The organism is Fannyhessea vaginae DSM 15829 (assembly GCF_000159235.2).
Lineage (GTDB): Bacteria > Actinomycetota > Coriobacteriia > Coriobacteriales > Atopobiaceae > Fannyhessea > Fannyhessea vaginae.
Window position 1 is genome coordinate 733464 of record NZ_ACGK02000001.1, and the last position, 25228, is coordinate 758691.

The window sequence follows — 25228 nt, forward strand, 5'->3', positions numbered from 1 at the left end:
ATGGCTAAATTTTTTGAGGAAGAATCGCATACATTTTCGGAGTATTTGCTGGTACCAGGATATTCCTCAAGTAAAAACATTCCGTCTAATGTTTCGCTCGAGACGCCTCTTGTACGCTATGCAAAAGGTGAAAAGCCTTCTATTACCATGCATATTCCTATGGTTTCAGCTATAATGCAGGCCGTTTCTGGCCCTCGTCTTGCTATTGCACTTGCGCAAGAAGGGGGCATTTCTTTTATTTACGGTTCTCAAAGTCCCGAGAATGAAGCACAGATGGTACGTGAGGTTAAAAGTTACAAAGCTGGTTTTGTCATTTCTGATTCCACGCTAACTCCTGATATGACGCTTGCTGATGTTTTGGAGCTTAAAGAGCGTACTGGTCATACCACCATGCCTGTTACCGAAGATGGTACTCCTACTGGTAAATTCTGCGGTATTGTCACATCTCGTGATTATCGTGTGTCTCGTGACGAGCCGCAAAAGCCTGTGCGTGAATTTATGACCGCAGCATCTGATTGTATAACGGCAAACGCACGCACGTCGCTTAAAGAGTGCAATGATATTATCTGGGAGCAAAAAGTTAATCAGCTTCCTATTGTTGACGATAACGGTAATCTTGTTTCTTTGGTATTTCGTAAGGATTATGATTCTCATAAATCTCGTCCAGATGAATTGCTTGACGAACACAAACGCTATATCGTTGGTGCAGGTATTAATACACGCGACTATGCACAGCGTGTACCTTTGCTTATAGACGCTGGGGCAGATGTATTGTGCATTGACTCATCTGAAGGTTTCTCTGAATGGCAAAAGCTCACTATTGATTGGATTCGCGAGCACTATGGTACCAGTGTAAAAGTTGGTGCTGGAAATGTTGTTGACGCTGCTGGATTTAGATATCTTGCTGATTGTGGCGCCGATTTTGTTAAAGTTGGGATCGGCGGCGGTTCAATTTGCATTACACGCGAGCAAAAAGGTATTGGCCGTGGTCAAGCTTCTGCCTTGATCGATGTTTGTCGTGCTCGCGATGAGTATTACGAGCAAACAGGTGTGTATGTTCCTGTATGTTCTGACGGTGGTATTGTCTACGATTATCATATGACACTTGCGCTTGCGATGGGTGCTGACTTCCTTATGTTGGGTCGTTATTTTGCACGTTTTGATGAAAGCCCAACACGTCGTCTTAACGTAAACGGATCCTATGTTAAAGAGTATTGGGGCGAAGGCTCTGCTCGTGCACGCAACTGGGCACGTTACGACTTAGGCGGTAAAAAGAAGGCTTTGTCATTTGTTGAAGGCGTTGATTCATACGTTCCTTATGCTGGACCACTTAAAGATAACGTTGAGGGATCGCTTACAAAGGTACGCTCTACCATGTGCAACTGTGGTGCACTAACGCTTGCTGAGCTTCGTGATAAAGCACGTATTACGCGCGTTTCTGCAACGTCATTGGTAGAAGGTGGCGCTCACGATGTTATGTTAAAAGACTCAAATTCCGATATGAACTTTAGGTAGGGAGAGCCTCTATGTCACAAAATTCTCAGACTGCTCACGAGATTCCTGTTTACGACGCAGCACAGATCGAAACTAAATGGCAAAAAGTTTGGGAGCAAAACAAGAGCTTTGCTACCGATACTAAAAAAGATTGTCCTAAGAAATATGTGCTTGAGATGTTCCCTTATCCTTCTGGTGATTTGCATATGGGGCACGCACGTAATTACACCATAGGTGATGTAATGGCACGACAAGCGCGTATGCGTGGATTTGATGTTTTGCATCCTATGGGTTTTGATGCGTTTGGTCTACCTGCAGAAAACGCTGCTATCAAGCATCATACCGAGCCTTCTACGTGGACATATTCTAATATCAACCAGGCAATTTCTACTATGAAGCGCATGGGATTTTCCTACGATTACCAGCGCATGTTTAACACCTGCGATCCAAGTTATTACACCTGGGGTCAGTGGATGTTTATTAAAATGTGGGAAAAGGGATTAGTCTATCGTGGAAATTCCTTAGTAAACTGGTGCCCTGTTTGTAAAACTGTTCTTGCTAATGAGCAGGTTATCAACGGAAAATGCTGGCGTTGCGACACAATCAGCCAAAAAAAGAAGCTTTCACAATGGTATTTTAAAATTACCGCTTACGCTCAAGAGCTTCTTGATGATCTTGATACGCTTACTGGTTGGCCAGAAAATGTTATTTCTCAACAAAGAAATTGGATTGGCCGCTCTGTTGGTACCGAGATCGATTTTTCTGTTCTTGCCACCTGCGATAGCGACAAGCTTGCAAGCGAACAAGCGGAATTTATCACCGATGAGCAGCGTTCTTCTTTGGGTGAGCTCGAAAAACTTACGGTATTTACTACGCGTGCAGATACGATTTATGGTGTATCGTTTTTGGTACTTCCTCCCGAAAGTGAAGTTGCTGCAAAATTAGTTCAAGGAACTGCTTACGAAGAGGAGTTTCTTAAACTGAAAGCTGCTACCGAAAAAATTTCTGCTGTTGATCGTCAAGGTTCTCACCGCGAAAAGAATGGTGTATTTACTGGTCGATATGCCCTTAACCCTGTTAACAATCGCCTGGTACCTATTTGGATTGCCGATTATGTCTTAAGTGATTATGGAACTGGTGCTGTTATGGGTGTTCCATGCGGCGACCAGCGCGATTTTGATTTTGCTCAAAAATATAATCTTGAGATCGCGCCTATCATTTGCTCTAAAGATGACGCTCTCTACGATGAGCTTTGCTGTGAAAAAGAGCTTAAAGTGCGCCATGTCACGTGGGATCAGGCAATGGAAGCTCAAGGTTATCTTGTGCAATCGGGCCCCTTTACGGGAATGAAAGGTGGTAAGCATTCTCAAGCCGAGGAAGCCATTACCGAGTATCTTACCAACAAGGGTTGCGCTCGTAAGACTGTTCAATATCGCCTGCGTGACTGGCTTATTTCTCGTCAGCGTTATTGGGGAAATCCAATTCCTATGATTCATTGTGACGCATGCGGTGATGTTGCGGTTCCCCTTAAAGATTTGCCTGTTTTATTGCCTAAACATTTAAATCTTGAGAATGGCCAAACGCTTGCCGATTCAAAAGAATTCTATGAAACTACCTGTCCAAAATGCGGAAAGCCTGCTCGACGCATTACCGATACGATGGATACGTTTACCTGTTCAAGCTGGTATTTCCTCAGGTATTGTGATCCTCATAATACTGAGCTTCCTTTCTCAAAAGAAGCCGTTGAGCGTTTTATGCCGGTAGATAACTATATTGGCGGTATCGAGCACGCTATTTTGCATCTTTTGTATTCGCGTTTTTGGACAAAAGTTATGCGCGATTTAGGCCTATGCTCCATTGACGAGCCGTTTACTAATCTTTTGTGTCAGGGTATGGTTCGCGATGAACATGGCGATACGATGAGTAAATCTAAGGGTAACGTTGTGCCACCCTCAAGTGTTATTGAACCATTTGGTGCTGATACCTTGCGTTTGGCGATTTTGTTTATTGCGCCGCCTGAGAAAGATTTCGATTGGGATACCGAAGTTGTTCAAGGCACTAATCGTTTTCTCAAACGTGCATGGCGTCTTGCTTGGCAATTTGTTTTTGCTGCGCGCGATGCAGGTCTTAGCACAACCATAGTTCCTAACGATTCTGTTTTGGAGCACACAAACCTTACTCACGCTGAGCAAGAGCTCATTCGCGCGCTTCATACGCTTGGTCTTAAATGCACGCGTGACTTTGATAAAAATCAATTTAACACTGCAATTTCTGCAATTATGGAGTTGGTTAACGCTGCGTCTAAGTGTTTTGTAGATCAACATGAAACGCTTAATCCTCATCTTGCACTGCGTTTGGCACATGATATTGTTTTGCTGCTTGCTCCTGTGTGTCCGCATTGGGCTGAAGAAATTTATCAGCAGGCATTTGTTGATACTTCAAAGCCCTTTGATTCGATTTATGACGCTTCCTGGCCTGTGTTTGATGAGCAGCGTACAAAACAATCTCGCATCGAAATTGTTGTTCAAATCCAAGGTAAAGTGCGTGGCCATGTAGAAGTTGATGCTGATGCTTCTTCTGAGGTTATCCAACAAGCAGCTCTTGAAAGTGTTGCCGCTCAGCTTGAAGGAAAAACGGTGAAAAAAGTAATCGTGATTCCTCATAAACTGGTAAACATTGTTGCTTGCTAGTTTTTTGGATGGCTGAACCCTTGTTCGTTTATTGCCTTGGTGCTTTTGTACTGCGTTTGCGTGCTGTCGTATGTAAACGTGCATATGTTGTGGTGATACGTTTGTTGTGCTACACTGAACGTAAGTTATTTTGACTTTTGTAAGGAAGTAAGGTTTTTCGACCTTGCTTCCTTTTAATATGAATCGGTTATATGCTGTGTGGTGAGGAGTGCACGTGAGCTTAGAAGATATTCAGACAACCTTGCTCAAGGCTTTGGAAGAAGCAGCTACGCCAAGAGGCATTGATATTGTTGATGTTGAACTAGCGGGAACGCGAACAGCTCCGGTTATTCGCTTGCGTATCGACCATCTTGATGAGACTTTGCCTACTATTACGCTTGACGAAGTTGCCGCTCAAAGTGAATGGATTAACGAAGTTCTTGATAGTCTTGATCCAATTGACTCCTCTTATACGCTGGAGGTTTCATCTCCTGGTCTTGCACGTCCTCTTCGTCGTATTCACGATTTTGAACGTTTCTGTGGTCAAGAGGTAGAACTTGTCACGCGAGCACTTGAAGGACGCAAACGTTTTACTGGTAAGCTTTCATCTGTTGAAGGCAATACATTTACCCTCATTGTTGACGGCCAAGATATGACGTTTACGATAGATGACGTAAAGTCGTGCAAAATTAAACCTACATTTTAGTTTTACATCGTACAAGCAGGCTAGTTTACATAAAGTATAAAAGGCGCTTTTCGCCTTTGTTGAAAGGATTTACATATGGCATCGAACATGGTAGAAGCACTCATTGATATTTGCCAAAAAACTCATTTAGATGAGCTTTATATTGTTGATCGACTCGAACAAACACTTGCTAAAAATTATGCTGACATTTTACATCTTGAACATGGAGCACGTGTTACTATCGATCGTGTTACTGGTAAAGTGTATGTGTATGAGCTTATTCCCAAAGGCGAGCCCGATCCTGAAACAGGGGAGTACCAAGACTTTGATGAGCGCGATGTAACGCCAAAAGAAGCAAGTCGTTTAGTTGTACAACATACTAAGCAAGAACTTGCCGAAATTATCCGCAGTGCTGGTCGTCAGCAAATTTTTGAAGAGTTCTCAAAGCGCGTTGGTGATCTTATCACCGGTACTGTTTTGCAAACTACCTCAGATTTTGCCATTATTAAAATACGTGATGGCGTAGAGGCAGAGCTTCCTTATTTTGATCCTCATCGTTATCCTGACGAACGAAATGAGCGTCCTGCTAATGAGCACTATGCCCATAATCAGCGTCTTCGTGCTTTAATCGTTGAGGTTCGTGATCCTCACGCTAATCAGCAGCAAATTAGAGGCGAGCGTCAGCGTCCATCCATTGTTGTGTCACGTACACACCCCGATCTTATTTCACGTTTGTTTGAGCTCGAAGTTCCTGAGATTTTTGATGGTGTTGTTTCAATTGCATCTGTTGCGCGTGAACCGGGCATTCGTTCAAAAATTGCGGTAAGCTCCACAGATCCTCATCTTGATCCAGTTGGTGCATGTGTTGGTCCTAAAGGATCGCGTGTACGCACGGTGGTTTCAGAGCTTCGAGGTGAGCGCGTTGATGTTGTTATGTGGAGCGATGACCCTGCAATCAATGTTGCTAATGCGCTTTCGCCTGCTAAAGTATCGCGTGTTTTAGTTGATAAAGAAAATAATTATGCTACCGTGATTGTTCCTGACGATCAGCTTTCCTTAGCGATTGGTAAAGAGGGACAAAATGCTCGTTTGGCTGCGCGTCTTACGGGCATGCATATTGACATCAAAAACGAAACACTTGCAGCCGACATTTTACGCGATCTTAAGAAAGCACCTCAGTCCGTTGACAAAGACGGTGACTATCGCTGCGAATTTGTGAGCGACGATAAAGGTCAATGCCGCAATGTTGCTCGTCCGGGTTCTAGGTATTGCCGTCTTCATGAACAACTTGCCTCGGGCGCTCAAAGCGATTTTTCCGATGATCCAGATTCACTCATTTAGTGCGCGGCTTTCCCTCGAAATCCGACACAGCCCCCAACGAAAGGTGTTTATATGGCAAAAACCCGCGTACATAACCTTGCTAAAGATTACGGAATGTCAAGCAAAGAGATGCTTGATCATTTAGCTCAACTTAAGATTCCTGTTAAAAGCGCTTCTTCTACGATCGAAGATGCATATATCTCTATTATTAAAAAAAGCTTGCAGCCTATTTTAGAAGCACGTGCTGCCGAGATCGAAGCCAAGAAGCTTAAAGCCGAGCAAGAGCGCGCTGAAGAAGAAAAGAAGGCCGAGCAAGCTGCGGAAAAACAACGTCTCGAAGCCGAAGCTCGCCGCGAAGCAGAGCGCAAAGAAGAAGAGAAGAAACGCAAAGCTGCCGAAGCGGCTCGTAAGCGTGCAGAAGAAGAAGCTGCAGCAGCTAAGGCGCGCCTTGAAGCAGAGCAAGAGCGCACACGTGTTAAAGACACCGCGCCTCGTGCAACTTCTGGTTTTTCCAGTCTTTTAGATCAGATTGCTCAGCAAGAGGTGGTTTTACAAGAAAATCTTGAGCAAAAAAAGAAGAAGGCGGAGCATAAAAATGCTAAAAATGCCAAAAGTGCTCATAAAACTTCTGTAGTGGCTGCGCCTTCGTCTTCACACGAAAAAACACATACCGCGTCTGTGGCTCCTCACCTTTCATCAGCAGAGGCACCAACTCGTGGAGACTCTGCCGATACGCCTCATAATAAGCGTCGTCGTAATTCATCTCATATGTCTAGAGACGACATGGATTATAACGATTCAGAGCAGGGGCGCTCTCGTAAGCAAAAACGCGGACGTCGTCAGGAGTCAAGCGAAGAAGATCGCTATTCTCGCATGGCGCGTGAAGCTGCGGCCTATAGTCATGCGCGCGTGTTCGAAGAGGCGCGCGAGGCTGTTGAAGAGGCAAATCGTGCCTCTACGGGTCGTCGTAAAAAGCGTAAAGAGCGTAGACAGCAACAGGCAGAGCAGGCTGCAGAGCAGCAGAAGATTCAACAGGCTCTTGCTAACGATCAAGACATATCTCAACTTGATACTATTAAAGTTCCGCAAGGTTCTACCGTTTCTCACTTGGCAAAGTTGTTAAACGTTAATGCTAACGATATTATTAAGCGCTTATTCTTGCTTGGTTCTCCTTTAACGCTTACCGAGTCTATGTCTGATGATCTTATTGAACTTGTTGCTGATGATATGCACCGCGATATTAAGATTATGACCAAAGAAGAAGAAAATACCTTCTCATTCTACGATGATCCTAAAGACCTTAAACCTCGTCCTCCCGTAGTTACCGTTATGGGTCACGTTGACCATGGTAAAACCTCGCTTTTGGACGCTATTAGGCACACAGGCGTTGCATCTGGCGAAGCAGGCGGTATTACACAGGCAATTGGTGCATCTCAGGTTCGCATCAACGGCCGTACGATTACCTTTATTGACACACCTGGTCACGCTACATTTACGGCAATGCGTGCGCGTGGTGCTAAGGTTACCGATATTGTTATCCTTATCGTTGCTGCCGATGACGGTGTTATGCCCCAAACGATCGAGTCTATTAACCACGCAAAAGCTGCAAATGTTCCTATTATCGTTGCGGTTAACAAGATAGATAAACCTGGTGCCGACCCCAATCGTGTTCGTCAAGAGCTTACCGAGCATGGTGTTATCCCTGAGGACTGGGGCGGAGATAACATGTTTGTTGATATCTCAGCTAAAAAACACATAGGCATTGATACGCTGCTTGAGTCTGTTTTGCTTGAGGCCGATGTGTTAGAGCTTAAAGCCAATCCCGATACCTTTGCTTCGGGTAATGTTTTGGAAGCAAAACTTGATCGCGGTCGTGGCTCTGTTGCAACGCTTTTAGTTAACCGAGGAACCCTCCATGTTGGTGACGCTATTGTTGCAGGTCTTACCTTTGGTAAAATCCGCGCTATGATTGATCCGCGTGGAAATAATGTAGAAGTTGCTCGTCCATCCGATCCTGTTGAGGTTCTTGGTTTGCAAAGCGTACCTGGTGCAGGTGATGAATTCCGCGTCTTTTCTGATGAGCGTGATGCTCGTGCGTTGGCTGAACAGCGCCAGCTTAAAGCACGTATCGAAGAGCAAAATCGTGTTCGTCACGTTACCCTTGAGAACCTCTTTGATACCATGGCAGCCTCCGATGTTAAAGAGCTTAATCTCATTATCAAAGCTGATGTTCAAGGTTCTATTGAGGCACTTCAAGATTCGCTCGACAAGATGGATCAGTCTGAGGTTCGACTTAATACCATTCACTCGGCTGTTGGTGCAATTTCAGAAACCGATGTTGTCTTAGCAGACGCTTCAAATGCAATTATTATTGGATTTGGTGTTCGTCCCGAAGCTAAAGCACGCGCAGCGGCTGAACGTCAAGGTGTTGAGATTAGAACGTATAGTGTTATTTACAAAGCTATCGAAGATATTGATGCCGCACGTATTGGTATGCTTAAGCCAACCGAACAAGAGGTCCAAAGTGCAACTATTGAGGTTCGAAGCACCTTTAAGGTTCCAAAAGTTGGTATCGCTGCTGGTTGTATGGTCGAAGAAGGCGAAGTTCACCGTGATGACTTATGCCGTTTGGTTCGTGACGGTATTGTTGTCTACGAAGGTAAGCTTGCATCCTTGCGTCGTTTCAAAGATGATGTTAAATCTGTTAAAGCAGGATACGAATGCGGTATTGGTTTAGATGGATTCCAAGATATTCACCCTGGTGACACTATTGAATCTTATCGTATTGAACAAGTTGCTCGTACAGAGTAGGTAGGTATGAAACAAAATCAGCAATCACGCCATATTAACCATATTGCGCGTGAGAAACTTGCACATATATTGCTTTTTGATATAGCAGATCCCAATTTATCGCTTGTAGTGGTGAGCGATGTTGAGGTGTCGGTTGATAAGTCACTCATGGTTGTATATGTAAGTTGTGAGAGTTCTCGCTATGAAGAAGTCCAGCGTGGTTTTGCGCGTGCAAAAAGCAGGATTAGACGTCTGCTTGGTCACGCGCTTGACTGGCGCGTAACTCCTGCGCTTGTGTTTAAGATTGATACCACAGCCGATCAAGCCGAGCGTATTAGTCAGGCTTTGCAGGATGTACCCAAAACGATCCACGTTTCTAAGGATGAGTTTGGCTATCCCATAGAAGAATAATTGAGCTTCTAGATGAGCTGCTTATGTATGCGGCATGTAATCTGAGCTTGTGGTTTATAACATAGATTCTTAAGAAACGTAAGGAGTTCATCTGTCATGAGTGACAAAGAACTATCTCATAAAATGCAGGTATTTGCTGCATTAAAAGAACTAGTGGAAAAGAGCCAAACAATTGCAATTTGTGGCCATACATCACCTGATGGTGATGCATTAGGTTCTGCTTTGGGATTAGCTTTAGGTCTTAGATCGCTTTTTCCTGATAAACATATTGTTAATCTTTTAGCTGATTCAGTTGATCCTGGCCATATTTATAGCTTTTTACCAGGTATTTCTCAAATGGTACACGCAGGTGATTATGCCGAGACGCCCGATCTTATGATCGTTGTAGATCTAAGTGTTTCGCATCGTCTTAATGACGCACAGGCCGTGCTTAAGCGTGCGCACGCAACAGCTATTCTTGATCACCATCCCTGTGAGCATCCGTTTGGTGATGTGTCCTACATTAAGCCTGATGCGGCTGCTGCAGGTGTTGTGATCTTTGATTTCTTGCGTTATTTGGGCGTATCTATTACACCCGATATTGCTCAGAATCTCTTTTGTGCGCTTATGACTGATACAGGAAGGTTTCAATATCAAAATGCTAATCCCGAGGCGTTTGAAGTTGCGTCTCAGTTGGTCAATTTTGGTGCCGATCCATCAGTTGTTTCGCTGAATATTTATCAAAACGCTTCCTTAGGTTATCTTCATCTTAAAGCGCTTGTTATGGGGCGTATCACCTGTTTTTGTAATGGAAAAATTGCATATAGTTACGCCACGCGTGCCGACTATGTCCGTTTTGGTGTTTCTTTGGAAGAAAGCGAAGGCCTTGTTGATGCCGTTCGCTGCACGTCAGGTGCCGAAATCGTACTTTTCTTAAAAGAAGTTTGCGACGCTACTATTCGTGGAAATCTTCGTTCTAAATCAGAGATTGATATATCTGGTGTTGCTGCTTCTTTTGGCGGAGGAGGCCATAAAGCAGCTGCTGGATTTACCATTGACGCATCTTTGGATGAAGCATTTTCGCTTGTTCTCCCTAAGTTGCAAGAGCTCATAACTCAGAAAGAGTCCTTATGAAGCGAGGCCAAAGCGGTATCAATTGTTTAATTGCGCTTCATAAGCCCAAAGGCATAACATCTCATGACTGTATCAATGTTTTACGTAATATATTGCATGAGCGCCGTATCGGTCATGCTGGAACGCTTGATCCTTTAGCTGATGGAGTCTTGCTTATAGGTATTGGACAGGCAACTCGTCTTTTATCCTATATTGTTGGTCACGATAAAAGCTATGAAGCCTCTATTACCTTTGGACAGCAAACTACCACTGATGATACCGAAGGTGATATTTGTGCCTCTTCCTTGGTTCCTGCTTGTGTTGAAGATGCATCGTATGCACAGCGTGTCCTTCGTCACTTCACAGGGCAGATCCAACAAGTGCCACCAGCTTATAGTGCCATATCGCTTGGAGGTATTCGTGCCTATAATGCGGTTCGACAAGGTACACCGCTTGATCTTTCGCCTCGTTCTGTATGTGTGTATAAGGCAGAGCTTAGCGATATTACATTTGAACCCTCTACACATGCACCTATATGGCATGTACATTTTTGTGTATCAAAAGGCACGTATATTCGTTCTCTTGCGCGCGATATTGGCTTGTATGCACAAACACACGCGCATCTATCGGCACTTGAGCGATCTTCTTCGGGTAGTATTACCATAGCTGATTGTATTACCTTAGATGAACTTAAAAAAGAATCCTTGTCGTCACTTACCAATAGGATACTTAATCCCTTTGATGTTATTGACGCTGCACGTTATATGCTCGGTGATACCGATTTAGTTGATATGTCTTATGGCAGGTCGTTGACAATTCGAAAAAACTGTCTGAATGATTGTGCAAATTCTCAACTTGTGGGCTGTGTGTACCAAAATAAACTTTATGGTATCTATGAGCGCAAAGATGATAAGCTTATATGCAGAACAAACATGTTGAATGGCGTTTCGGGTGTAACATGGTAGTGTCTTCTCAGCGCAACATAAGCTTTGATAGCAATGACGTGCTTGCGTGTGCAAATTTTACTTCTTACGATGTGTCATTAGCCAGCATATGTGAAAGCAGCTCTATATATCCGCAGGTACTTTCAACATACCAGCGGCTGGTACAAGATGGCATTACGCTTTATGTTGCTCCTCATGTTGCGTATACTTCACGCACGCCGTCTTGTGTTGCCTTTGGTGTTTTTGACGGTTTTCATGTAGGACATCAAAGACTTCTTCACAAAACTCTTGAAAGCGCACATGCACATAATCTTACCTCTGCGGTTGTTACCTTTGATCCCGATCCATCGTCTGTACTTCACTCGCAAGCGCCTGCGTCCTGTGCTCTTGATTTGGATGCTTGCCTGTTAACAACTAAACAACGTTTAGAGCTTATTGCACGCACCCATGTTGACCTTATTGTTGTGGTTGCTTTTACACCAGCACTTGCAAAGCTTGAGTATCAAAAATTTCTTACTGATGTTGTTATGAAATGTCTTGCACCTCGTATTATTCATGTAGGTGCCGACTTTAAAATGGGATATCGTGGTCAGGGCGATATTGCCGCACTGCGTGCTTTTGGTTCGTTGCATGATATTGATGTTTTTGGTCATGGGCTTGCTGTTGACAACGAAGTGGTTATTTCTGCAACGTTAATTCGTACGCTTTTGCAAAACGGCGATATAGATCTTGCAACAAGGTATCTCACACGCTTTTATTCCTTATCGGGAAAAGTTATTCATGGAAGGGGAAAGGGTAGTGGCTTTGGTTTTGCAACTGCAAATATTCTTTGTCAAGCAAATCATTGTGTTCCTCAACCTGGTGTGTATATGGCATGTGTTGTTTGTCAAAACCATATCTATCCAGCTGCAGTAAATGTGGGGATCTCTCCAACCTTTTCTTCCGAAATTTATGAGAATGAGCAAGGCAAGGTTCAAGATAATCTCCAAAACAACGCCCAAAATGGTTCCCAAGACAACGTTGAAAAGACGACCCATGATTCAAGGAGGCGCCTTTTATCACGACAGGGATTTTTAGAAGCACATTTGTTAGGATTTACAGGCGATATATACGGCCAAACTGTTGATGTTATCTTTGTTAAACGCATGCGTGATGCGCGCAAATTTGAGTCGGTGTCTGCGCTTATCAAAGTAGTCCATGATAATATTAAAGAAGTGAAAAACTGTTTGGGAGAAACTGGAATCGAGGTGTACAGGTATGGAAACAGACGATAAAGAACGTGTGCGGGCTGCGGTAAATTTTGAGCAGCTTGTAGCAGAAACTGTACCTTTACGACCTCGCGGTGCAGATTTGTGGGGCTGTTGTCCTTTTCACCACGAGAAAAGCCCTTCATTTCATATCAATCCTTCAACTGGTTTATGGAAATGCTTTGGTTGCGGACTTGGTGGCGATGTTTTTGCCTACATTATGCAGCGCGAACACCTCGAATTTCCTGACGCACTCAAATTTTTAGCAGATAAATATGGCGTTGAGTTAACGCAAACCTCGCATCGTTCATCTCATACTCCTAAGCGTGTTCGCCTTTATGCGTGCATGCAGGCGGCTCAAGAATTTTACGAGCGCACCCTTCTTTGTTCGCGCTCAACAAAAGCGCAAGAAGCACGTATGTACTTGCAAGGTCGCTCATTTGGAAGTGCTGTTTCTAAACGTTGGCATCTAGGATTTGCACTTGGCTCAAACGAGTTATTAGCAGAATTGACAAAACAAGGATTTACCCGTCAAGAACTTCTAGCTTGTGATTTAGCGCGTCTTACTCCTCAGGGTTTGCGTGAGCGTTTTTTTGATAGGGTTATGTTTCCCATTCATGATGAACAAGGAAAATGTATTGCTTTTGGAGGACGCGTCATAGGGGATGGCAAGCCCAAATACCTTAATACTAAAGATACAGTTCTGTTTTCTAAGGGTAAACACTTGTTCGCATTTGACGAAGCAAAAAATTCTCTTGTGGTATCGGGCACCGCTATTGTGTGTGAAGGCTATACCGACGTTATTTCTATGCATCGTGCTGGTTTTACCAATTGTGTGGCGGCTCTTGGAACGGCGCTTACGCTTGATCATATTAAACTTATCGAACGTTTTGCAACGCGTAAGATTATCTGCATGTTTGACGGTGACGCTGCGGGTCAAAAAGCTGCCGAGCGAGCCGTTCAATTTCTTGATCAAACTCGTCTTGAAATGTTATGTGTTGTGTTGCCACAAAATTTGGATCCTGCAGAATTTTTAAGTGCTCATTCTAAAGAAGAGCTTGCCGAAATTCTTTCGCATGCGCGGCCACTCTTAGATTTTGTGCTTGCAAAAAGACTTGAGCATTTTGATACACGTATTGAAGGTCAACGTGTTCAGGCGCTCCAATCTACCAGTCAGCTTTTAGCACCTCTTAAGCATTCATTATTTTTGGATGATTACGCTTCACAAGTTGCCGATTTGCTTGATATGGATGTAAACCACGTAAAAGCATCAATTAAGGCCGCGCATAAAGAGGCTACGCGCGCGTATACTCTCACAAATAATGCACCTGTAGGTTTGCAGACATCTATTCAAAACAATACCTTGAGCAGTAATTCATCGAGGCACGCTTTAACACCACAACATTTGTTGTCTGCTGATGCGCGTATGCAAAAAAGTTCCGAGTTAGAGTTACTTTCGTTAATGGCTGCAAAACCACAGCTTATGCATCAATATCAAGATCGTATTGCGCATTTTAATTGGCTTGATGCTTCGCATGAACAACTTGCATGGGCTATGCTTGCAACGCCTGTAGGTGCAACACCTGCCCAAGTAGTAGGAGCTGCTACGCGCGCCGTACCATCGGCACCTAACCTTTTAGCATCAGGACGGGTAGTTAGTTTTTCAAACTTAGCACCAGAAATGCAATTTCAATTTTTAGTTGCAAGTGTTGATTTGTGGTCATCGATTCGTGAAGTTAAAAAAATTAAAACGCAACTTAAACTTGCCCGTTCCTCTCTTACCTTTGAAGAAAGTCAAAAACTCCTTGAAAAAGCCACGCAATTACAGAAACATATCAGCGAACTAAAGAGTATAATTTCTAATGTTATCTAAAATTAGGTTTGGGTATATAACGAGTAGTTTCTCAAATCACATAAGAATGTGTCGAAAGGATATCTGTGACATCGCAAGAATCTAATCAGGATGTACAGCTTTCTGAAGAACTTCAATCAATTGTTGATAAACTAAGTTCGCAAGCAAATACAGCAGGTAATAAATTATCCGAGGACGAAATTCAAATCGCCTTGTCAGATTTTGACACTGATGCAGATGAACTTTCTGATGTATATCAGGCTTTGCGCGCTCAGCATATTACTATTACTGCAGATGTTGTCAATTTGGATGATGATGATTTATTAGATGATGATTTAAAAGATGATGACGAGGAAGATCCAGATTTAGCTGCGGCTCGTGCCGAAACACGCGCTGCAACAGAGATTTTACGTGCGGCAACAAAAAAACGTAGTAATAAACGCTCTTCCCGTGCTCGTACACGTAGAATCGATAGTTCTGCAGTTATGCTCACAGGCGATCCTGTTCGCATGTATCTCAAAGAAATCGGAAAAGTTGATTTGCTTAATGCTTCAGAAGAAGTTCATTTGGCAATGAAGATCCAAGCAGGAACAGATGCGTCCAAAAAGTTGGAAGCTGCAGAAAATGGCGAGATCGAATTAACGCGCGCCGAGCAAAGACGTCTTATGCGTATCGAACAAGTAGGTCTCGACGCAAAGCAGGCGCTTACCTCGGCAAACCTACGCTTAACTGTTTCGATTGCTAAGCGCTATGTTGGACGTGGCATGTTATTTCTTGATCTTATTCAAGAGGGAAATCTTGGTCTTATTCGCGCTGTCGAAAAATTTGACTACACAAAAGGTTTTAAATTTTCTACCTATGCTACCTGGTGGATTCGTCAAGCCATTACGCGTGCTATTGCCGATCAAGCGCGTACCATTCGTATTCCGGTACATATGGTAGAAACCATCAATAAACTTGTCCGCGTTCAAAAAGAGCTTTTGCAAGATTTAGGACGAGAGCCAACGCCCGAGGAAATTGGCGAACAGATGAAAATGTCTGCCGATCGCGTGCGCGAGATCCAAAAAATCAGCCAAGAGCCAGTGTCGCTTGAAACTCCTATTGGAGAAGAAGAGGACTCTTCTTTGGGCGACTTCATTGAAGACTCAACAGCGGTCGCTCCTCCTGATGCTGCAAGTGACTCTATGTTGCGCGAGCAGCTTAATCAAGTGCTCGATGGCTTAGCCGATCGCGAGCGTAAAGTTATCAAGTTCCGTTTTGGTTTAGAGGACGGACATCCTCGTACGCTTGAAGAGGTTGGTCGCGAGTTTGGTGTTACGCGTGAACGTATTCGTCAGATAGAAAGCAAAACGCTTGCCAAGCTGCGTCATCCTTCGCGTTCAGGTAGGTTAAAAGACTACATTGGCGATTAGCTTTGTAATCTTTGCTTTATAATTTGATAAAATTTTGGTACCCAATTGGTTTGTGTTATAGGACACTTCCAAATTGGGTACAACCTTATCGTTATCTTTTATTGAGTAGATGGAGGAGAGTATGAAACACATCGCTGTTTTGGTGGGAAGCTTACGTAAAGGTTCCTATGCTCGTAAGATTGCAAATAATGTTCTTGATATGTTTCCTAAGGATTATGAAGCAAAAATCGTTGAGATTCGTGATTTGCCGCTCTACGATGCTGATTACGACAACCCCGAAGAAACTGACAAGCCGCTTCCAGCTAGCTATACAGAGTTTAGAAATACCATTAAGGCTGCTGACGGCGTTTTGTTTGTAACTCCTGAAAACAATCGTTGCATTCCTGCATGTCTTAAGAATGCTGTGGATGTTGCCTCTAAACCTGCAGGTGACGTAGCATGGAAAGGCACGCCTTGTGGCATGATGAGCCATTCCGTTGGTGCTATGGGTGGCTACAGTGCTCAAAAAAATCTTCGCCTTGCACTTTCTTATTTTGATATGCCACTTATGGGTCAGCCTGAGGTATTTTTAGGCAAGTCTCCTTCGTTGCTTGACGAAAATGGTCGCATTGCTGTTGAGTCTACGTATAAGTTTTTACAAAGTTATGTAGATAAATTTGTAGCATTAGTGGAAGCAAATCCTCGTCATTAAACACGAGTACATTTTTTGCGCGTGTGCAATGACTCTACCAGGCATTTTTCTACTTTTTTGAATTTTTACGTAGAAATTTTAATTTAGCACTTGTCTTTATGAGTGAGTTTGGTATAGTAGTTATCCGTGCTTGCGCACGATTATTCCCCGATGGCGCAGCGGTAGCGCAGCTGACTGTTAATCAGCGTGTCGTAGGTTCGAATCCTACTCGGGGAGCCAGAATATGTTATAACCGAGTATCTTTGATGCTCGGTTTTTTCTTATCTTTTGATCCCCTTCGTTTCTTTTAACCTCGTATATACATCCATATTTTAATTAATGTCCGACCCCTCAGTTATAGTACAGCTAACGGATTAATTCATGGATACATCTGTATTCATGTATGAAAGGGGAGTGTCATGGGTGTGGCTGCACGTGCTGAAATAAAAAAGCTTCAAACGCTTAAAAATAATTTGGTTGGAGAAGTCGAAGCTCTTTATGCTCATCAGCAAGAAATTAAACATACCATAGCTACTAAGAAAACAAGTATTCAAATACTTAGCACCAAAATAGATAAGCTTATGTTGCAAAATAAAAAATTAACCGTGTCCGAACATGCTATTATTCGCTACGTTGAGCGTGTGCTTGGCATAAATATAGAAGATATCGAGAACAAGATACTCAACCAAACAACATGTCATTTGGTAGAAGAGCTTGGTAATTCGGTATCCATGTAACAATGGTAAATTCATGATTGTGGTAAAAGATGGATGTGTAGTTACCGTTATCGGCGACGATAAACAGTAGAGCTGGTATCTCTTTGTTTATATGCGTAACCTGTCATTACGTGGCTTCATTCATATAGGTTCTACGTTTCTTTGTAACTTCAGCAAGTCTTTTGCTTTATTATTGATAGCTACGTTACAATAAGGTGCGTTATCTCTAGTCAGTGAAAGTGAAGTCAGCGTTTATGCGTATAACCAATGCATCATATGATGTATGCCAACTTTGTCCACGTATGTGTCATGCAAAGCGTAATCTTGGCCATGCAGGCTTTTGTGGTGCTTCTAATTCGCTCTATATTGCGCGTGCGGCACTTCATTTTTGGGAAGAGCCGCCCATTTCGGGAACAAAAGGCTCAGGAGCAATCTTTTTTACTGGATGTCCGCTTCGTTGTGCATTTTGCCAAAACTTTAAGATATCTCAAGAAGGTTTTGGGTTAAAAATTACTACTGCACGCCTTGCCGAGATTATGCTTGAGCTACAAGCGCAAGGTGCGCTCAACATTAACTTGGTTACGCCGCTTCATTATGCGCCTCATGTGCGTGAAGCGCTCTTTATGGCAAAAGACGCTGGATTACAGTTACCTATTGTGTGCAATACTTCGGGATACGAGCGTCCCGAAACTATAGAAGCAATGTCTGATGTTATTGATATTTGGCTTCCTGATTTTAAATTTGCATCGTCAAAATTGGCAAAAATGCTTACCTCTGCTGCTGATTATCCGCAGATGGCAGCGGCGTCTCTTGAGCAAATGCTTATAAGCTTACGCCAGCATGGTGGTCGTCTTATTGATGAGTCAACTGGTAAAATGCTTCGTGGCATTATTGTTCGTCATTTAGTTATGCCTGGTCATAGCGATGATTCGTGTAAGGTTTTAGATAAATTGTGGAAGATAGGCCATAACGAGATCGATATTTCGGTTATGAATCAATATACGCCTAATAAGCGTTGCCGCAAAGCCGGGGGTAATTTGTCACATGCCTTAACTAACGAAGAATATGAAGCCGTACTTGATCATGCCGATGATCTCGGCTTTGAACGTATGTGGTGGCAACAAGGCGGTACAGTCTCAGAAAGCTTTATTCCAGAGTTTGACGCAACTGGTGTTCAAGGACCAGAACTTTCTTCATTTACCGCGTCTGTGCGACGTGTGTCAGTTGCATAAGTGCTTGTACCGCAATTTATCTGCGAATATGACGGAAAGGGAAAACATGACAGATGAAGTAAATCAACAAAGAGAAGAACAAACGCATAACGAGGATTCTCTATCTCGGGCTGAGCGTGCGGAGTTATTGGAGCTTAGAAAAGAAAAAGCTGAACGAATGCGCGAGCAGCAACAGGCACAAGCTGCTCAAAAGCAGCAAGCTGCGTTCGTGCGTGCTCGGGATGAACACATTAAATATATTCAAGAGAAGAACAGAAAAATCATGGAACCTGATGACGATTTGCGCATGCCGCTTGGACAAAAAATTGTGCTTATATGCTTAGCGGTACTTGCGGCTGCCATCCTTATTATTATGCGTCTTTCGGCATAACTTAGATGCAAGACTTATGCATTTTTAGTGGTACAATTAAGGCATTAACTTTTCATTGTAAAGGAAGATACTATGGCTCTTACCGATGCAACGTCTGCTCATGACGTGTCTCTTAATACCGATTTATACGAATTTACCATGGCTCAAGGGTATTGGGATGCAGGACTTGTGGATATGCAATCGTGCTTTACAGTCTTTTTTCGTTCTAATCCATTTGATGGTGGTTATGCTATTGCGTGTGGTATGTCTCAGATTGCTGAGTTAGTTGAGAATTTTTCTTTTGATGATACGACCATCGATTACCTTGCCTCGCTTAAAGCACCTGCTGGTGGTGCTATGTTTAAGCCTGGGTTTTTAGACTATCTGCGTACGTTTCGCATGCATGTTGATATATGGGCAGTGCCCGAAGGTGATGTTGTTTTTCCTCGTGAACCTCTCGTACGTGTTCAAGGTCCTCTTATCGATTGCCAGCTTTTAGAAACAGCTCTCTTAAATACGGTTAATTTTCAAACCTTACTTGCAACTAAAACTGCGCGTGTTGTTAGTGCTGCTCAAGGACGTCCCGTTTTTGAGTTTGGACTTAGACGTGCGCAGGGGTACGATGGCGGTTTGAGTGTAGCGCGCGCTTCCTATATTGGTGGTGCTGGTGCAACTTCAAACTTGCTTGCTGGTAAAATTTATAACATTCCTGTTTTTGGTACGCATGCTCATTCATGGGTAATGTCGTTTCCTTCGCAACTTGATGCATTTAGGGCTTATGCTCAATCAAGCCCTTATAATTGTGTGCTGCTGCTTGATACCTATGATGTTAACCTTGGCATTCAAGATGCAATCACCGTTGCGCACGAGATGGAAGCACGAGGAGAACATCTCTTGGGCGTCCGTCTTGATAGTGGTGATTTGGCAAAGCTTTCAAAACGCGTACGACAGGCTTTTGACCAAGAGAATCTTTCATACGTTAAAATTTCCGTTTCCAACGATTTGGACGAGTTTACCATTCAATCCCTGTTAGCGCAGCATGCGCCCATTGATTCATTTGGTGTTGGTACTAAGCTTGCTACCTGCGACCCTCAGCCGGCTTTGGGAGGCGTCTATAAACTTTCAGCTATTAGAAATAATTCAGATGTTGCATGGACACCCACTATTAAGTTATCTGAGATGGCGTATAAGCGTACCATTCCAGGGATTCAACGCATCTTACGTTTTGTTGATAGTCACAATAACTTGGTAGGAGATATGATCGCAACAGAGTGTGACGCATCAAATGCTCCTTCTCATATGGTTGATGTGTTGGACGACTTAGTAAGTTATAAATTGCACGATGCAACTTGTTATGAGCTTCTTGAACAAATTGTTAAGCAAGGTCAGCGTTGTAAAGAACCTGATAGTTTGGAAGTTGCGCGCGCGCGTTCGCTTGATGCTCAGGCTCATCTTGATCCAGCTATAAGAAGATTTTTAAATCCGCAAGTGTATCCTGTTGGTCTTGAACCTCGTCTATCCGAGCTTACACGCAAGCTTGTTCAAACCCATGCAGCAATTCAATCTTCTTGTGACCAAACGCGACGACGATAACGGCATATCCTTGTGTGAGCACGTGCTCCCGCTTGAGTGCTTAGGCGCCGCGTGCCCTTTGTGCTCGTGAAATTTTGAATGCTTTTATGCTCGTAAACATACAAAACATACTTTTTGGTTAATTTTTATTTTTTCCAATGTATTTTGTTTATTTTATACGTATGATTAAAAGGTATACAGATTTTTGTGTGTTGTATTTGTATGAGATAGTATACGTCCAGCATGTATATGATTAAAGGAGTTATATATGCCCGAAGCAATTAATGACCTTGTTCTTTGTGCTCTTAAGGATGCCCAAGCATCTTCAGATCTTCCTGATTTCAAAATCGAAGACGCCTGTATTGAGCGTCCAGCTGATGCCGATCACGGTGATTGGTCTTCAACCGTAGCGCTGCGAACTGCTCGTCTTGCGCATATGGCTCCTGCAAAAATCGCGCAGATTATTGTTGATCATCTTCCCGAGAACAAGGAAGTTGAGAAAGTTGAAATAGCAGGTCCTGGCTTTATTAATTTTTATCTCAAGGCCGCTGCAAGTAACGATGTTATTAATGACGTTCGTGCGCAGGGTAGTAGATGGGGCTCATGTGACGATGGTCATGGTTTTAAGATAAATTACGAGTTCATTTCTGCTAATCCAACTGGACCATTACATGTTGGTCACGGCCGTTGGGCTGCTTTAGGTGACTCTATCTGCAATGTTTTAGATTTTTGTGGATATGACGTTTTCCGTGAGTATTACATTAATGACCATGGCTCGCAAATGGATGTTTTTGGCGGTTCAGTTGCTATGCGTTATGTGCAACTTTGTCAAATTATGCAAGAAAAATCCTGCGATAGCAATAAAGCATATGAGCTTCTTTTGCAAGACCGTGAAGAATACGTTTTAGACGAGGATGACTCTCACCCCGAAAAACACCCCTTTATGGACGCTTTTAACGAGCATCTTGGTGGTAATTCGTATGGTGGCGATTATATTATCGAGATTGCAAAAGAGTTTTATGATGCTGATGGTGACGCTTGGTATAAGGTTGACGAAGAAAAGCGTTGTGATGCTTTCCGTGAGCGTGCATATCAGGCCATGCTTTCTCGTATCAAAAAGACCTGTCACAACGTCCGCTGCGATTTTGACCTTTGGTTTTCAGAGCGTTCACTCTATGACAAAAATGAGCAGGGTGTTTCTTTGGTTGATAAAGCTTTTGCTCGTCTTGATGAAATGGGATACCTTTATAAAACGGATGACGGCGCACTTTGGTTTAAGTCTACCGCGTTTGGCGACGATAAAGACCGTGTATTGATTAAGTCTAACGGTGATTACACCTATTTTGCTTCCGATGTTGCATACCACTGGAATAAGTTTGACCGAGGTGCGCAGCTCTCTATTGATTTATGGGGTTCTGACCACCACGGATATATTGCTCGTGTTACGAACGTATGTGATGCACTTGGATTTAAGGGCCAATTTAAGGTTGACTTAGGTCAGTTTGTAAACTTGCTGCGTAACGGTGAGCCTGTTCGTATGTCAAAACGTCGTGGTACTATGGTTCCTTTTGACGAGCTGATTGCAGAGGTTGGGGTAGATGCTACACGCTATACCCTGGTAAGCAAGTCATCTAATCAAACGATCGATTTTGATATCGAAGCTGTAAAAGAAAAATCAAACGCAAACCCAGTATTTTACGTTCAATATGCTCATGCGCGTATTTGCTCGATCTTGCGTCACGCAGCTGGTGTAAGCGAAGAAGAAGCTAAATCTTTAGGCATGGATGCTGTTGCACAAAAAGCAATTGGTAATGCCTGTGATTTGTCGCTTCTGGTTCATCCCATGGAAGCTGCACTTACGCGTAAACTTTCTGAGTTCCCCGAGCTTATTTCAGGTTGTGCACGCGATCGTGCACCCTTCAGAATCACGCATTTCTGCGAAGAGCTTGCAGGTGCTTTCCACGGCTTTTATGCAAATTGTCAAGTACTTTCAAGTGAAGGTAGACAAATTGATCCAGAGCTCTCTCGTGCTCGTCTTGCAGCCTGTGATGCAGTTCGTATTAATCTCGAAGTTGCGCTCAAGCTTATTGGCGTATCTGCTCCTGATGTAATGTAGTATGTAGGTTCTTTTACTCGTATCAGTCATGCTGTTTAGCTAATCTAACAGCATGACTGTTAGTTTTTCAAGGAAGTGTTACTGAGCGTTCGTTGACAAAAGCCTAACTGCTCCTTTTCTATATCTTCGTTTGTGTATATTCTGTTAGTTTGTCGTATTTCAAAATACTTTTATTTCAAGACACATTTTTGAATTATTAAATGTGTTAGTATACAGTTGTTTTGTATTTTAACTATTAAATCCCTTTATACGTTTGTTATATCGATCAGAGTGATTAAAACGTTTTCTTCAATGATTTAAACGTCTTATATCTAATAGTTAATTTATTTTCACCTGGAAACAGTTACAAGAAAGGCATATTCCAATTATGAACCAATCAGGTGTAGATTCAGTTACTCCTCAAAAACGCCGTCGCGGTCGTCCGCGTAAAAATCAAAATCCGCTTGATTCCTCGTTAGATACTTCTTCTCAATTTGTACATGAGGAATCCAGTAACGAACAAGCATCAGAACACGAACTTATTAAAAATATTGAGGATGGGTCTCTTCCTTTAATTAATCTCCCTAAGCGCCGTCGTGGTCGTCCTCGTAAAGCAGATATAATTGCACGTCAAAAGGCTATAGAAGCTGCGCTTTTAGCGCAACAACAATCGATAGAATCCCATGACATCATGTTAAAAGCTCAAGAGGTTCCGTCTTCTGTTGATCTGAATATATCAAATCAAGCAAATGTTGTTGTATCGCATGAAAAGTTACAAAAGCCTGAAATGCCTCAAAGCCAAAAGTTGCATCGTGTTGCATCAGATATAGTACCTAAGAAAGAGCAAACTCAAGAGCAAAACCAATCACAAACTCCTGAAGTGGCTCAACACAGTGCTGTATATCATGAAGTAAGAGCAACTACATCTCAGATCGAGAATGAATCAGAACATCAAACTAACTCCGAAGCAAAAACCCCATTTACTACTACGCCAACAGTAGAACTGCGTCGTCATCGTCGTCATAACAATGTCGATCAAATAAAATTAGCGTCTCAAGGTAAGAATATTTCAACTGAAAATACAAATAACGAGTCTATTGCATCGAGCAATACATCAGAACCTTTAACTGCAGCGTTGAGTCAATCAACTCCACAAGCTACGCGTGTGAATCAAACTGCTGTCAAAGTTCCACAAGTGAATGTACGTTTTACAAAGCAGCAGCGCAGACGGGGTAGAAAAACAGACAACGCAGCACCAAGCGAACCTTCTCTTACTCAAGAACAGCTATCAACTATGAAAGTAGCCGAGCTGCGCGCGAAAGCACAAGAGCTTGGGCTCGAAACTTCAGGTGTACGTAAGAAGGTTCTTATAGAGCAAATCTATAGAGCTGCTGCAGCTTCAGAGGGCTTTGCCTCTATTCAAGGAGTTTTAGATATACAGCCAGATGGTTATGGATTTATTCGCACAGGTAATTATATGAGTGGCGATAATGACGCATTTGTCCATCAGCAACTTATTCGACAATATGGTCTGCGTCCTGGTGATTGGATTGACGGTCGTGTTTCTCCAAGCCGTAACAATAAGTTTCCTCCGCTTCATAAAATTGTTCAAATCAATGGTAAAACGCCTGAAGAGATTCGTAAGCGCCCGCGTTTTCGTGATTTAACTCCTGTTTATCCTGATGAACGTCTTATTATGGAAAACGGTCAACAATCAATAACAGGACGTGCGATTGATTTGGTTGCACCTATTGGAAAAGGTCAGCGTGGACTCATTGTTTCTCCTCCAAAAGCAGGTAAAACAACTATTCTTAAAAAAATATGTCAATCTATTACAGCAAATAACCCCGAGGTACATCTTTTCTGCTTATTGGTTGACGAACGTCCAGAAGAAGTTACCGATATGCAACGTTCCATAAAAGGAACGGTTGTTGCCTCCACCTTTGATATGCCAGCAGAGAATCATACCTCAGTTTCTGAGCTTGTTATTGAGCACGCCAAACGCCTTGTTGAACTAGGACAAGATGTAGTAGTTGTTCTTGATTCGATTACGCGTCTTGCGCGTGCATACAACCTTGCACAACCTGCAAGTGGACGTGTTTTATCAGGTGGTGTAGATTCCGCTGCTTTGTATCCCCCTAAGAAATTCTTGGGAGCTGCACGTAATATCGAACACGGTGGATCACTTACTATACTTGCGTCTGCTCTTATCGATACTGGTTCAAAAATGGATGAAGTTATCTTTGAAGAGTTCAAAGGTACGGGCAATATGGAACTTAAGCTTGATCGAGATTTAGCAGATCGTCGTATTTTCCCAGCTATTGACCCTGTTTCTTCAGGTACGCGTAATGAAGATCTGCTTATTGCCAAGGAGCTTCAGCCATTTGTTTGGGGTCTTCGTCGTGTGTTGGCAAATATGAACAATACCGAACGCGCAGCTTCGGCACTTGTTAAGGGTCTCAAAGAAACAAAGGACAATGAGGACTTTTTAATTCGCTCTGCTCGAAAAGCGCAAGCAATAGATTATGTAGACTCTCCGTCAAAACTTTAGACAAACATATAATGCATGTATAAATGAGTCGCACCAGATGAACAACTGTGTGGCTCATTTTTTCTTAGCTCTGCGTTTTTTCTACCATGCGAACAATACTATAGGTTGAATGTGCACACAACCGTTA

At 43.0% G+C, this 25228-nt stretch carries 18 protein-coding genes and 1 tRNA gene; all 19 read left to right on the forward strand.

What is annotated here, in order from left to right; all coding sequences use genetic code 11:
* The 19 genes from HMPREF0091_RS03185 to rho all read left to right on the forward strand — a co-directional run bounded on the left by HMPREF0091_RS03185 (position 1) and on the right by rho (position 25101).
* Positions 1–1515 carry an IMP dehydrogenase gene (locus tag HMPREF0091_RS03185; protein ID WP_010241644.1) on the forward strand — a complete coding sequence of 505 codons (1515 nt, stop codon included), beginning with the start codon at positions 1–3 and terminating at the stop codon, positions 1513–1515.
* Between the two features lie 11 nt (positions 1516–1526).
* A complete protein-coding gene (leuS, locus tag HMPREF0091_RS03190; protein ID WP_006302826.1) occupies positions 1527–4184 on the forward strand; it encodes a leucine--tRNA ligase in 2658 nt (885 codons plus the stop codon).
* A 214-nt stretch (positions 4185–4398) separates the two neighbouring features.
* On the forward strand, positions 4399–4869 hold the full coding sequence (locus tag HMPREF0091_RS03195; RefSeq protein ID WP_006302827.1) for a ribosome maturation factor RimP: 471 nt from the start codon (positions 4399–4401) through the stop codon (positions 4867–4869).
* Between the two features lie 75 nt (positions 4870–4944).
* Positions 4945–6189: a transcription termination factor NusA gene (gene nusA / locus HMPREF0091_RS03200; protein WP_006302828.1), complete on the forward strand. Its 1245-nt coding sequence runs from the start codon at positions 4945–4947 to the stop codon at positions 6187–6189.
* Positions 6190–6240: 51 nt separating this feature from the next.
* Positions 6241–8979, forward strand: coding sequence for a translation initiation factor IF-2 (gene infB / locus HMPREF0091_RS03205; protein WP_006302829.1), 2739 nt, complete (start codon positions 6241–6243; stop codon positions 8977–8979).
* 6 nt (positions 8980–8985) lie between these two features.
* Positions 8986–9369, forward strand: a complete 384-nt coding sequence (gene rbfA / locus HMPREF0091_RS03210; protein ID WP_006302830.1) for a 30S ribosome-binding factor RbfA — start codon at positions 8986–8988, stop codon at positions 9367–9369.
* Between the two features lie 96 nt (positions 9370–9465).
* Complete coding sequence (locus tag HMPREF0091_RS03215; protein ID WP_006302831.1) at positions 9466–10482, forward strand: DHH family phosphoesterase; 1017 nt, start codon at positions 9466–9468, stop codon at positions 10480–10482.
* Positions 10479–11426, forward strand: a complete 948-nt coding sequence (gene truB / locus HMPREF0091_RS03220; protein WP_006302832.1) for a tRNA pseudouridine(55) synthase TruB — start codon at positions 10479–10481, stop codon at positions 11424–11426. The genes HMPREF0091_RS03215 and truB overlap by 4 nt, the downstream gene beginning before the upstream one ends.
* Complete coding sequence (ribF, locus tag HMPREF0091_RS03225; protein ID WP_232236040.1) at positions 11381–12679, forward strand: bifunctional riboflavin kinase/FMN adenylyltransferase; 1299 nt, start codon at positions 11381–11383, stop codon at positions 12677–12679. Before truB ends, ribF begins: the two co-directional genes overlap by 46 nt.
* A complete protein-coding gene (gene dnaG / locus HMPREF0091_RS03230; protein ID WP_006302834.1) occupies positions 12663–14525 on the forward strand; it encodes a DNA primase in 1863 nt (620 codons plus the stop codon). The genes ribF and dnaG overlap by 17 nt, the downstream gene beginning before the upstream one ends.
* Before the next feature lie 65 nt (positions 14526–14590).
* A complete protein-coding gene (rpoD, locus tag HMPREF0091_RS03235; RefSeq protein WP_006302835.1) occupies positions 14591–15916 on the forward strand; it encodes an RNA polymerase sigma factor RpoD in 1326 nt (441 codons plus the stop codon).
* Positions 15917–16037: 121 nt separating this feature from the next.
* Complete coding sequence (locus tag HMPREF0091_RS03240) at positions 16038–16607, forward strand: NADPH-dependent FMN reductase (protein WP_010241649.1); 570 nt, start codon at positions 16038–16040, stop codon at positions 16605–16607.
* A gap of 144 nt (positions 16608–16751) precedes the next feature.
* Positions 16752–16826, forward strand: a tRNA-Asn gene (locus HMPREF0091_RS03245).
* A gap of 179 nt (positions 16827–17005) precedes the next feature.
* Positions 17006–17323: a hypothetical protein gene (locus tag HMPREF0091_RS03250; RefSeq protein ID WP_006302837.1), complete on the forward strand. Its 318-nt coding sequence runs from the start codon at positions 17006–17008 to the stop codon at positions 17321–17323.
* A gap of 233 nt (positions 17324–17556) precedes the next feature.
* A complete protein-coding gene (locus tag HMPREF0091_RS03255; protein ID WP_006302838.1) occupies positions 17557–18534 on the forward strand; it encodes a radical SAM protein in 978 nt (325 codons plus the stop codon).
* Between the two features lie 46 nt (positions 18535–18580).
* Entirely contained in the window at positions 18581–18904 is a 324-nt protein-coding gene (locus tag HMPREF0091_RS03260; RefSeq protein WP_010241129.1) for a hypothetical protein, read from the forward strand.
* Between the two features lie 72 nt (positions 18905–18976).
* A complete protein-coding gene (locus HMPREF0091_RS03265; RefSeq protein ID WP_006302840.1) occupies positions 18977–20476 on the forward strand; it encodes a nicotinate phosphoribosyltransferase in 1500 nt (499 codons plus the stop codon).
* A 247-nt stretch (positions 20477–20723) separates the two neighbouring features.
* Positions 20724–22571, forward strand: a complete 1848-nt coding sequence (gene argS, locus HMPREF0091_RS03270; protein WP_006302841.1) for an arginine--tRNA ligase — start codon at positions 20724–20726, stop codon at positions 22569–22571.
* 367 nt (positions 22572–22938) lie between these two features.
* On the forward strand, positions 22939–25101 hold the full coding sequence (rho, locus tag HMPREF0091_RS03275) for a transcription termination factor Rho (protein ID WP_006302842.1): 2163 nt from the start codon (positions 22939–22941) through the stop codon (positions 25099–25101).
* The last annotated feature ends 127 nt before the right edge of the window (positions 25102–25228 follow it).

Coding starts and splice junctions, on each gene's coding strand:
- HMPREF0091_RS03265 (WP_006302840.1), top strand. CDS start 18,977: ATGGCTCTTACCGATGCAACGTCTGCTCATGACGTGTCTCTTAATACC.
- HMPREF0091_RS03240 (WP_010241649.1), top strand. CDS start 16,038: ATGAAACACATCGCTGTTTTGGTGGGAAGCTTACGTAAAGGTTCCTAT.
- truB (WP_006302832.1), top strand. CDS start 10,479: ATGAAGCGAGGCCAAAGCGGTATCAATTGTTTAATTGCGCTTCATAAG.
- dnaG (WP_006302834.1), top strand. CDS start 12,663: ATGGAAACAGACGATAAAGAACGTGTGCGGGCTGCGGTAAATTTTGAG.
- nusA (WP_006302828.1), top strand. CDS start 4,945: ATGGCATCGAACATGGTAGAAGCACTCATTGATATTTGCCAAAAAACT.
- HMPREF0091_RS03260 (WP_010241129.1), top strand. CDS start 18,581: ATGACAGATGAAGTAAATCAACAAAGAGAAGAACAAACGCATAACGAG.
- rho (WP_006302842.1), top strand. CDS start 22,939: ATGAACCAATCAGGTGTAGATTCAGTTACTCCTCAAAAACGCCGTCGC.
- ribF (WP_232236040.1), top strand. CDS start 11,381: ATGCAGAACAAACATGTTGAATGGCGTTTCGGGTGTAACATGGTAGTG.
- HMPREF0091_RS03255 (WP_006302838.1), top strand. CDS start 17,557: ATGCGTATAACCAATGCATCATATGATGTATGCCAACTTTGTCCACGT.
- argS (WP_006302841.1), top strand. CDS start 20,724: ATGCCCGAAGCAATTAATGACCTTGTTCTTTGTGCTCTTAAGGATGCC.
- HMPREF0091_RS03185 (WP_010241644.1), top strand. CDS start 1: ATGGCTAAATTTTTTGAGGAAGAATCGCATACATTTTCGGAGTATTTG.
- infB (WP_006302829.1), top strand. CDS start 6,241: ATGGCAAAAACCCGCGTACATAACCTTGCTAAAGATTACGGAATGTCA.
- HMPREF0091_RS03215 (WP_006302831.1), top strand. CDS start 9,466: ATGAGTGACAAAGAACTATCTCATAAAATGCAGGTATTTGCTGCATTA.
- HMPREF0091_RS03250 (WP_006302837.1), top strand. CDS start 17,006: ATGGGTGTGGCTGCACGTGCTGAAATAAAAAAGCTTCAAACGCTTAAA.
- leuS (WP_006302826.1), top strand. CDS start 1,527: ATGTCACAAAATTCTCAGACTGCTCACGAGATTCCTGTTTACGACGCA.
- rbfA (WP_006302830.1), top strand. CDS start 8,986: ATGAAACAAAATCAGCAATCACGCCATATTAACCATATTGCGCGTGAG.